At 73.1% G+C, this 9,655-nt stretch carries 9 protein-coding genes and 1 pseudogene; 6 read left to right on the plus strand and 4 right to left on the minus strand.

What is annotated here, in order from left to right; genetic code table 11:
- Positions 1-253 precede the first annotated feature (253 nt).
- Genes E1200_RS26845 through E1200_RS26865 form a run of 5 tightly spaced genes read left to right on the plus strand, consistent with a single transcriptional unit; the run spans position 254 to position 3,428 of the window.
- A complete protein-coding gene (locus tag E1200_RS26845; RefSeq protein ID WP_131954859.1) occupies positions 254-796 on the plus strand; it encodes a hypothetical protein in 543 nt (180 codons plus the stop codon).
- Positions 793-1,161 (plus strand): hypothetical protein, encoded by a 369-nt coding sequence (locus tag E1200_RS26850; RefSeq protein ID WP_131954860.1) that lies wholly within the window; start codon positions 793-795, stop codon positions 1,159-1,161. The genes E1200_RS26845 and E1200_RS26850 overlap by 4 nt, the downstream gene beginning before the upstream one ends.
- Before the next feature lie 49 nt (positions 1,162-1,210).
- Positions 1,211-1,963 carry a 5-oxoprolinase subunit PxpA gene (locus E1200_RS26855; protein ID WP_131954861.1) on the plus strand — a complete coding sequence of 251 codons (753 nt, stop codon included), beginning with the start codon at positions 1,211-1,213 and terminating at the stop codon, positions 1,961-1,963.
- Between the two features lie 5 nt (positions 1,964-1,968).
- Positions 1,969-2,583: a 5-oxoprolinase subunit PxpB gene (gene pxpB / locus E1200_RS26860; RefSeq protein ID WP_131954866.1), complete on the plus strand. Its 615-nt coding sequence runs from the start codon at positions 1,969-1,971 to the stop codon at positions 2,581-2,583.
- Entirely contained in the window at positions 2,580-3,428 is an 849-nt protein-coding gene (locus tag E1200_RS26865) for a biotin-dependent carboxyltransferase family protein (RefSeq protein WP_131954862.1), read from the plus strand. Before pxpB ends, E1200_RS26865 begins: the two co-directional genes overlap by 4 nt.
- Here the strand turns inward: E1200_RS26865 and E1200_RS26870 are convergent.
- From E1200_RS26870 to E1200_RS26880, 3 genes are read right to left on the minus strand one after another with little or no spacing between them, the layout of a single operon-like run.
- A complete protein-coding gene (locus E1200_RS26870) occupies positions 3,425-4,129 on the minus strand; it encodes a histidine phosphatase family protein (protein WP_131954863.1) in 705 nt (234 codons plus the stop codon). The two genes, E1200_RS26865 and E1200_RS26870, sit on opposite strands and share 4 nt — an antisense overlap.
- A gap of 48 nt (positions 4,130-4,177) precedes the next feature.
- Complete coding sequence (locus E1200_RS26875; RefSeq protein ID WP_131954864.1) at positions 4,178-5,263, minus strand: winged helix DNA-binding domain-containing protein; 1,086 nt, start codon at positions 5,261-5,263, stop codon at positions 4,178-4,180.
- 37 nt (positions 5,264-5,300) lie between these two features.
- Positions 5,301-7,895 (minus strand): AAA family ATPase, encoded by a 2,595-nt coding sequence (locus E1200_RS26880; RefSeq protein ID WP_131954865.1) that lies wholly within the window; start codon positions 7,893-7,895, stop codon positions 5,301-5,303.
- A gap of 283 nt (positions 7,896-8,178) precedes the next feature.
- Between E1200_RS26880 and E1200_RS26885 the strand changes: the two genes are divergently transcribed.
- Positions 8,179-8,874 carry a ribonuclease HII gene (locus E1200_RS26885; RefSeq protein ID WP_243708852.1) on the plus strand — a complete coding sequence of 232 codons (696 nt, stop codon included), beginning with the start codon at positions 8,179-8,181 and terminating at the stop codon, positions 8,872-8,874.
- Between the two features lie 120 nt (positions 8,875-8,994).
- Here E1200_RS26885 and E1200_RS26890 read toward each other — a convergent pair.
- A pseudogene (locus E1200_RS26890) lies at positions 8,995-9,655 on the minus strand (stress protein); the annotation flags it as partial.

Here is a 9,655-nt window from a genome sequence, read left to right on the forward strand (position 1 = left end):
GCCTCCCCCGAGTCCGCCTGCCCCGGTGCATGACGCGCCCGCCGTCCCGCGCCAGGAGAAGCCCGCGGCGGCCCAGGCGAAACCGGCACCTGCCCAGAGCAGGCCCAGCGCGGCGCCGGGCGTCCCTCAGCGGGGCGTCACCACGGACGTGCCGGGCGCTCCGGCCGGCCCTGGGCGCGGGCAGCGGACACGGGAACAGGACATCCCCGTCGCCGGACGTGAACCGAGAAGGGACGCGGGCGACACGCGAGAGGTGCCCGCCGCGAGTGGCCGGGCACCGGGCGAGGGCGTGCCCAAGGTCGTGGTGATGCAGAAGGTGGTGCGGCCCGAGCATGTGCCGCACTATCTGGAAGGCGGCTACGACCTCGTCGCCGGTTACGTGCATAGGTTCCACGACGTCCGGGAGCTGACCACGCCCGGCGCCCTGATCCGCGGCCTCGGGCTCATCTACGAGGGCTCGCCGTTCACGCCGATGAGCGAGGAGATCCACGTGATCCGGTGGCCGGCGGTGAAGCCGCCGCTGTTCCGGCGGCCGCTCGGCGGGATCGACGAGTGGAGCATGGGGATCATCCCCGGCGGATGGGTGATCGAGAAGGCGCCGTTCCCCGGGTCGGGGTACGCGCCCGGCGACGGTCCCGCCATCCCCGAGTTCAAGATCGAGAGCCAGCGGCTGCCGCACGGTGCGGAGATGTACCGCATCGCCGCGGACGGCAGGGAGCGGCTGGTCGCCGGCTACGACGCCGACCTGCGCCGCTGGCTGGTGAAGCTGCCCGGCGGACGGGGAGGGCGGGCATGAGCGTCCGGCACGGCTTCTACGCGCGCTGGCGCGGCACCGAGTACGAGGCGAGCCCGGACGGCGACCGGGTGCGGCTGTACGCCTCGCGGCACCTCGACGGCTTCAAGCAGGTCACCGCCAGCCGGTTCATCCACGTGGTGCCGCTGTCGGACGTGGACCACCTGCACTACGTCACCACGCACTGCACGTGGCGCGGTGAGCCGTTCGTGGTCCTCGGCGAGCACGACGGCTGGTTGCGCGTGGAGTACAGCGGCGGCAGGGCGCCGGTGGCGGAGCGGCTCGGGCTGGAGCTGTTCGACCGCGGCGTGTACCAGGCATGGGCGTCCGAGACCGAGGTCGAGGACTTGCGCGAGGAGTTCGTCTGAGGCCGCTGCGGGCGGGTTGAAGGCGTTCTTTCGGTGATAGGTCTAAGGCATGGCGGTCATCGACATCAATGCCGACCTCGGTGAGGGGTTCGGCATATGGGAACTGGGTGACGACATCGCGCTGCTGGACGTGCTGACAAGCGCGAACGTGGCGTGCGGCTTCCACGCGGGGGACCCGCTGATCATGCGGCGGGTGTGCGCCGCCGCCATCGAGCGCGGGGTGACCATCGGCGCCCAGGTGTCGTACCGTGACCTGGCCGGATTCGGACGCCGCGAGATGGACGTGGACGCTCCGGAACTCACCGCCGAGATCCTCTACCAGCTCGCCGCACTGGACGGCATAGCGCGCGCGGAGGGCGGACGTGTCGCCTACGTCAAGCCGCACGGGGCCCTCTACAACCGCATCGCCCGTGACCCCGTGCAGGCGCGGGCGGTCGTGGCCGCGGTACGGACGTACGATCCGTCGCTTCCGCTGTTGACGCTTCCCGGTTCCGCCGTGCACGACGTCGCCGAGGGCATCACCGTCGTCACCGAGGCGTTCGCCGACCGGGCCTACACGCCGGCGGGCACGCTCGTGTCCCGCAGGGAGCCCGGGGCCGTCATTCACGACCAGGGGACGGTGGTCAGCCGCGCCGTCCAGATGGCCGTGGACGGAACCGTCGTGGCGGTGGACGGCGCCAAGGTCCCGCTAAGGGCGCGGTCGATCTGCGTACACGGCGACACCCCCGGGGCGGCGCTCCTCGCACGCGCAGTCCGGTCGGCCCTGTCGGAAGCCGGGGTCACGCTGGAGTCGTTCGCGTGAACCGCCTGAAGGTCGTGCGGGCCGGGGACGCCGCCCTGCTCGTTGAGGCCGCAGACCTCGCGACCGCGCACCGGCTGGACGCGGCCCTCCGCGACGACCCGCTGCCAGACGTCGTGGACATCGTCCCAGGAGAGCGCACCGTCCTGGTGGTCGCCGACACGGGAGCCGACCTCGGCCGTCTCGCGGAACGGCTCACGCGGCTGCGACTCCCGGACGACGCCGCGGCCGACACGGAGCCCGTGGAGGTGCCGGTCACCTACGACGGCGCGGATCTCGACGAGGTCGCCGAGCTCACCGGGCTGTCGCGCGGCGAGGTCGTCCGCCGGCACTCCGCCGCGACGTACACGGTCGCCTACCTCGGCTTCTCCCCCGGCTTCGGCTATCTGACGGGCCTGGACCCGGCGCTGCACGTGGGGCGCCGCGAGTCGCCGCGCACGGCGGTGCCCGCGGGGTCGGTGGCCATCGCGGACCGGTACGCGGCCGTCTACCCGTCCCGCTCGCCGGGCGGCTGGCGGCTGCTGGGACGCAGCGAACTGCGGCTCTGGGACGTCGCGCGCGACCCGCCGTCGCTGCTCCGGCCGGGCATGCACGTCCGGTTCGTCCCCCGGGAGTCGCCGTGATCGAAGTGGTCCGGCCAGGGCCGCTGGCGACCGTCCAGGATCTCGGCAGGCCCGGCCGGGCGCATCTGGGCGTCCCGTGCTCGGGCGCCGCCGACGGGCCCGCCTTCCGCCTGGCCAACCGGCTCGTGGGCAACCCGGAAGGCGCGGCGGCCCTGGAGCTCACCTTCGGTGGGGCGTCACTGTGTTTCCGCCGCGCCGCCTGGATCGCGGTGACGGGAGCACCGGCACCGTTGCGCATCGACGGCCGCGCCCAGGGCACACATGCTCCCGCCCATGTCCCGCCTGGGGCGCTGGTCGAGCTCGGCACGCCGCCGTCAGGGCTGCGCAGTTATCTCGCCGTCCGCGGTGGCGTCGTCGTCGATGAGGTCTTGGGAAGCCGTTCGTGCGACCTACTGTCCGGGCTCGGCCCCGCGCCCCTGTCGCCCGGCGACCGCGTACCGATCGGCTCCACCAAGGGGCTCGGGGACATCACCGTGGACGTTGCGCCCCCGCCTCCCCTGCCGGAGACACCGGTCCTGCGTATCCGGCCGGGCCCCCGTGACGACTGGTTCACCGAGGAGGCGCTGGACACGCTCACCTCCACGCTCTACGAGGTGACCCCCGACAGCAACCGCGTCGGCGTACGGCTGGAAGGCCCGCCCCTCGCGCGTGCGCGCGAGGGCGAACTCGGCAGCGAAGGCATGGTGACCGGTTCGCTCCAGGTGCCGCCCAGCGGGCTGCCCATCATCTTCTTGGCGGACCACCCGACGACCGGCGGCTACCCCGTCGTCGCGGTGCTCGCGTCGTCCGCCATCGCGGACGCGGCGCAGCTGCGTCCCGGCCAGCGCCTCCGCTTCCGCCTCTAGCTCAGGGGCTCGGGGGCCGACCAGTCCAGATGTGAGGTGTCGTTGAAACCGCGGACCGTGGTGAGGCCGTTGAGACTCACCAGGCGGGAGATGGACGCGCTGTCCGGCGCCAGGAACGCGAACGGCCTCGATCCGGTGGCCGCCGCAAGCGCGCGCGAGATGACGCCTCCGTGGGTGAACACCGCGATCCGGCCGCCCGGGTGCGCCACGGCGAGCCGCGTGAGGCTCTCGTCCACGCGCCTTCCGAACGCTTCGTCGTTCTCCGCCCCCGGGATGACGTCCCAGCGCTCCTCGGCGAACATCCGCTGCGCCACCGGGGTGTTCTCGGCGACCATCTTGCGGAACAGCCCGCCCTCCCATTCACCGAGGTACACCTCGCGCAGGCCGGGCTCGACGAGCGGCTCCATCCCGAGCCGGCGCGCCAGCGGCTCCGCCGTCTGCGACGTGCGGCGCAGAGGCGTGACGTAGAGGGCGTCGAAGCGTTCGCCGCCGAGCCGTTCGCAGACCTGCTCGGCCTGCTCGCGTCCCTCTGGCGCGAGGTCCGGGTCGCCGTGGCCGTCCACGAGCGGGAACGGCCTGTCGGCGCGGGCCGCCTGGGAGGAGCCGTGCCTGATCAGCAGGATCTCCGTCGCGCCCGCGGGCGGCCTGTACCGCTTCTGCCCGTAGTCGGCCGGCTCGTCTCGCTCGTCTCGCTCATCCACGATCGGAACCCTAGATGAGTGCTCCGGGCCCGCAGTGAGCTACCCCCTTCAGGACAGCAGCGACCTCAGGCGGCTCACCTCCTCCTTGAGCGGAGCGGCGGGGACGTCCTCGAACGGGCTCACGGCCACGTCACCGTCCTTGGCCTCCCAGACACCCGCGACACGGCCCTCATGCAGGACGACCGGCGAGATCCATCCAGCCGCGCGGCTCACCTCCTTGCGGCGCTCCCCAGGCACCAGGTAGGTCGCGGACGTTCCGGCCCCCAGGACGTACTGGTCGAACGCGCCGAGCAACCGGACGGACGTGCTGGGCGCGGTCTCCAGAAGCTCGTCACGGTGTTCCTCCAGCATGTACATCTCCACGCCGTCCACCTCGACGGTGCAGAGACCGTCCTCAGCCGCCGCGAACCACGTTCTGACGTCCTTCTTCCGGTTCAGCTTGCGCATGAGCCAGTTGTCGAACATGTCGGGGGTGGCCGGACCGTGCGCACCCAGGAACCTGTGGATCACCGTCGGGGCGGCGTCCTCGATCGCGGGCAGGCCCGTCCAGCCGGGCAGCCACCGCTCGGGGGCGGTGAACGTCACGCGCGTGCCCTGTGCCGGCCCGTGGCAGAGGACGCCCCACCAGGCCAGCGGCTTGAGAAGCGTGCCCCACCCCGAGCCGAGCACCTCCGCGAGATGCCCTGAGCCGGTCCGCTCGACAACGGCCGTGGTGAGCTCCTCGCGGGTGAGCGACGCGCCGTCCGAGAGGGCGTCCCTCGCCGCGTCGGCGATCGCCTCCAGGTCGGCGGGCGTGGCCCCGAACGTCTTCTGCCAGCTCGGCTTCTCCCAGTTGCGGACGGCACCGCACAGCACCAGGAAGGCGGCGGCCTCGTCGGCGGGCATCAGATGCAGTGTTCCGCGCATCGCCCACGTCTTCACAAGGGTCCGTTCGTCGAGCAGGGCCCGGCGGACGTCCCCCTGCCGCACGGGCGCCTGCCGCACCGCGACGGCGAGTTCGGCGGACGACGCGACCTGCGCCTGAACTCCGGCCAGGCGCCGCGCCACCCGCTCCGCCGGCACGTCGGCGGGGTCCTCGATGAACTGCCGTCGCATCCGCCAGGCCAGCACCTGCGGCCACGTCACCGATGTCATGCTCCGATTACAGCCCATGCCACCGACGGAAACGCCCTCATCCGAGTCGGTGCGCCAGGTCGGCGAACGCGTCGCGGACGTCGTCGGTCGTGAGGAGCGTGAGGTCGGCGGGGGTGGCGGCGTCACCGAGCTGCGCGGCCCGCAGCGCCCGGCACGCGCTCGCCTTCTCGTACATGGAGCGGGCGAAGCGGCCGTTGCCGAGCTCGTTGATCAGTCCGGCGCCGCAGACGCGCTGGAAGACCAGGGCGAGATCGTCCAGTGCCCGCTCCTCCCACTGGTCGCCGCCCTCCTCGGCGATGAGCTGGGCGATGCGGAGGAGCTCGTCCGGCCCGTAGGACGGGAAATCCACGCGCACGTCGAACCTGGAGGCGAGCCCGGGGTTCGACGACAGGAAGCGGCCCATGTCGGCCTCGTAGCCGGCGAGGACGACGACGAGGCGGTCCCGGTCGTCCTCGGCACGCTTCAGCAAGGTCTGCACGGCCTCCGCGCCGAACGCGTCCCCGCCGGAGTAGCCGGCGTTGCTCAGCGAGTACGCCTCGTCGATGAACAGCACGCCGCCGAGCGCCGAATCGACCACCTTGTTCGTCTTCAGCGCCGTCGCGCCCAGGTGCTCCCCGACGAGGTCGGCGCGCTGCGCCTCCACCACCTCGGGACGGGCGAGGAGCCCCGCCGCGGCGAAGATGCGGCCGAGCACCCGCGCGACGGTGGTCTTGCCGGTGCCGGGCGGCCCGGTGAACACGAAGTGCCGGGTCGGCGGGCGGGTGACCAGGCCCTGCTCCTGCCGCATCCGGGCGACCTGGAGCTGCGCGGCGATCTCGCGGACCTGCCGCTTCACCGGCTCCAGCCCGATCATGGCGTCGAGGGAGCCGAGTGCCTCGTCCAGCGTCGGCGTCTCGGCGTACCCGCGGTACCGCTCGGTGACCTCGGCGAACGCGGCCTCTACGTCCTCGGCGCGCAGGGTGACCAGGTCGTCGGCGCTGGGTTCGGCGGGCCCGCCGGACGCGGCCGCGGCGCCGACGACCCGCAGGTCCCGGGCGCGGGCGGCGGCCTCGGTCAGGGTGCGGACGAACCGCCCGTTGCCGAGCTCGTCGACGATGCCGCGCCGCTCGATCTCCTCGAAGCGGGCGGCGAGCCGCCGCCGCGCCTCCGGATCGAGGCGGTCCTCCCGGAGCCCGGTGTGGTAGTCGGCGATCCGCAGCAGCTCCGCCGGCCGGTACGACGGGAAGTGCACGCGCGTGCCGAACCGGGAGGCCAGGCCGGGGTTGGAGTCGAGGAACTCGGCCATCTGCGCGTCGTAGCCCGCGAGGATGATCACCAGGTTGTCGCGGTCGTCCTCGGCGCGCTTGAGCAGCGCCTGGACGGCCTCGTCGCCGAACCGGTCGGGCTGCCCTTCGGCGGAGTTGGCCAGGCTGTACGCCTCGTCGATGAACAGCATCCCGCCCAGGGCCGAGTCGACGAGGCGGTTGGTCTTGATGGCGGTGGCGCCGAGGTACTCGCCGACGAGGTCGGCGCGGTGCGCCTCGACCACCGCCGGCTCGGGGAGCAGCCCGAACGCGTAGAAGATCTTGGCGAGCACGCGCGCCACGGTCGTCTTGCCCGTCCCGGACGGCCCGACGAACACGAAGTGCCGCATCGGCTTCTCCGTCGGCACCCCGGCCGCCGCGCGCATGTGCGCGGCCTCGATGGACGCGGCGATGGAGCGGACCTGCCGCTTGACCGGCTCCAACCCGATCATGCCCTCCAGCTCGGCGAGCGCCTCGGCCACCGAGATGTCCGGCACCCGCTCCCGGCGGGGCTCGGGCGGCGCGGCGCGCTCGGCCGCGGGGGCCGCCTGCGCCGCGGCGCGCTGCTCGGCTACGCGCGGTTCGGGTGCCCGCGGCTCGGGCGGCGCGGGCGCGGGCGGCGGCGCGGACGCCTCGTCCTCCCCGCGCCTGTCGGATCTGCCGAGGCGGCTCGACCGGTCGGTCCGGTCGGGCCGGGGGCGCTTGTCGGGGCCGGACGGGCTCCTGCGCGGCCCGGCGTCTCCGCGGGGGCCGGCCTGCTCCTGCACCCAGCCGGTCTCGTACGCCTCCGCGGGCACCGCGCGGCGTGCCTGGTCCCAGCGGTAGGCGAGGACGCCGAGGGCCGCGACCCAGCCGGGGGCCACGCTCCCCTCCGGCATCAGCTGGGCGACCGCCGCGGTGACCAGCCCGGCGGCGCCTAGGGCGGCGAGCGCGGTGCACCACGGCGTGTAGCCGCGCAGGCGGAACGCCGCCACCGCCACCGGGAGGGCGAGCACGGCCAGGAGCAGCGCCGGTTCCAGGTAGAGCGGGCGCGGCCCGTCCGGGTAGAGCCCGCCCAGCGGAACCGAAACCGCCGCCCAGGACGCGATGACCGCGACGACCGCCATCGCCGTCGGCGACCGCAGTGTCAGGTGGACGGTGATGACGACCAGCACGCTGACCGCGGCGGCGATGAGGACCGGGCCGTCCAACACGACCGCGGCCGCCACCGCGAGCACGGTCAGCAGCACCCCGCCGAGGAACCGGACGCCCGGGGTGATCTGGAAGTACCGCCACCGGAGGCGCTCGAATAGATCCCGTGCCGCGGCGTCCTTCGCCGGGCGGGAGCGCGACCTGCCGAACAAAGCCATCAGAAGCGAGTAAAGCGCAGGACCGCCCGGAACGGGACTCCCCCCGCCCGGTTCGTTGACTCACCATGACTCGGCCCCGTGGAAGCCGGCACGATGCCCCCCTGTTCAAGCAGCTGATTCCCGGTGCGCAGGGCACCGGGCACCCTACGATCAATCGCTGCGTTCTCGCGTTCCCGAGCACCGCTCCTAAGGAGACCCCTTGGCCGACCCCACCCGTGCCCTGCCCGGTCTGGATCCCGTCCCGGTCGGCACCAGCACCACCTCACGCATCGCGGGCTACGAGATAGAAGACGAACTTCGGGCCGCGCCGTCCGGCAGGGGGCGTCCGCTCAGGATCGCCGGGGTGGACGAGGTCGGACGCGGCGCCTGGGCCGGACCGGTCGTCGTGTGCGCCGCCGTCACCGACCTGAGCCCGCCACCGGTCCTGCAGGGCCGGGGCAAGAAGGTGATCGGGCTGACCGACTCCAAGCTGCTCACCGAGGCCCACCGCGAGGCATTCGCCGAAATGCTGCCCGGCTGGCTCGCCGGGCACGCGATCGCGGCGTCCGGTCCCGAGGAGATCGACGAGGTCGGCATGACCGAGGCGCTGCGGCGCGCCGCCGTCCGCGCGCTGGAGTCGCTGCCCGTCGCGCCCGACGTGGTCATCCTGGACGGCAAGCACGATTTCCTCAGCAGCCCTTGGCGGGTGCGCTGCGAGGTGAAGGCCGACCAGAGGTCGGTCACGGTCGCGGCCGCCTCCGTCCTGGCGAAGGTCCACCGCGACCGGCTGATGGCCGAGCTGGACGGCGAGCACCCCGGGTACGGCTTCGCGGACAGCGCCGGATACCCCTCGCCCACCCACCAGAAGGCGCTGGAGGAGCTCGGGCCCACACCGCACCACAGGATGTCCTGGTCGTATCTGGACGACCTTCCACGCTGGCGGCACCTGAAGAAGCACCGAGACCCCCTCGCGGGCGAAGGGCAGCTCAGCCTCCTGTGACGGCGGTGCACGACCGCCCGGCTTTCCGCCGCACCGGGGCGGGTGGCCCGCGAAGACAAGAAGCCGGCCGACGCCGTCAAGGCCGCCTGAAGCCGCGGGCCCCCGCCACCGGGCCGGGCCTCAGTCCTTACCGCGCGCGGCGACCCACTCCAGGTTCCAGTTGTACGCCTGGTCGACCGACATCTTTCCCCAGCGCGGACGGCCGGGAGGCGGCAGGACGAACCGGCCCTCACGGCGGACGACCAGCTCACCGCCCACGTTCTCGATGAGCGCCAGGACCGCGTCCCGCGACGCGTCGACGCAGTCGTTCATGCTCATCTCGATCGGCGGCGCGCCCACCGGGAACAGCGTGGCGATCGCGTCCAGACCGCGGAAGTCGTCGGCGCCGTCGTAGATCTCGGCGAAGACGAGGATCCGCTTGAAGTCGGCGGTGTGGTCGAGGTTGATGTGCAGGTTCTCGCCCGTCGCGATCGCGCCCGTGCGGTCGTCCTTGTCGAGCTTGATGTAGGGCGGGCGGTCGAGCGCGCCCATGTCGCCCAGCGCGTGGATGATGCCCTTGCGGCCGTCCCGCAGCTCCCAGAGGCAGCACAGGTCGAGGTCGAGGTCGACACCGCGGCGGCGCTTGCCGAGCAGCCCCTTGGCCACGCCCTCGCGGGCGCTCCAGTTGAGGTTGACCCGCATGTGCCCGGACGTCGCGCCGTGCTTGGTCAGGGAGACCGACGGGGCGCTCTTGGTCAGGGAGACCGCGCCGCCCGGCCGCTGCTGCGGCTGCCCCTGTGGG

It is taken from the genome of Actinomadura sp. GC306 (assembly GCF_004348665.1).
Taxonomy (GTDB): Bacteria; Actinomycetota; Actinomycetes; order Streptosporangiales; family Streptosporangiaceae; genus Spirillospora.

Excerpts from the sequence above, each read along its gene's own strand:
- E1200_RS26850 (WP_131954860.1), top strand. The coding sequence starts at position 793 with ATGAGCGTCCGGCACGGCTTCTACGCGCGCTGGCGCGGCACCGAGTAC.
- E1200_RS26855 (WP_131954861.1), top strand. The coding sequence starts at position 1,211 with ATGGCGGTCATCGACATCAATGCCGACCTCGGTGAGGGGTTCGGCATA.
- E1200_RS26875 (WP_131954864.1), bottom strand. The coding sequence starts at position 5,263 with ATGACATCGGTGACGTGGCCGCAGGTGCTGGCCTGGCGGATGCGACGG.
- E1200_RS26880 (WP_131954865.1), bottom strand. The coding sequence starts at position 7,895 with ATGGCTTTGTTCGGCAGGTCGCGCTCCCGCCCGGCGAAGGACGCCGCG.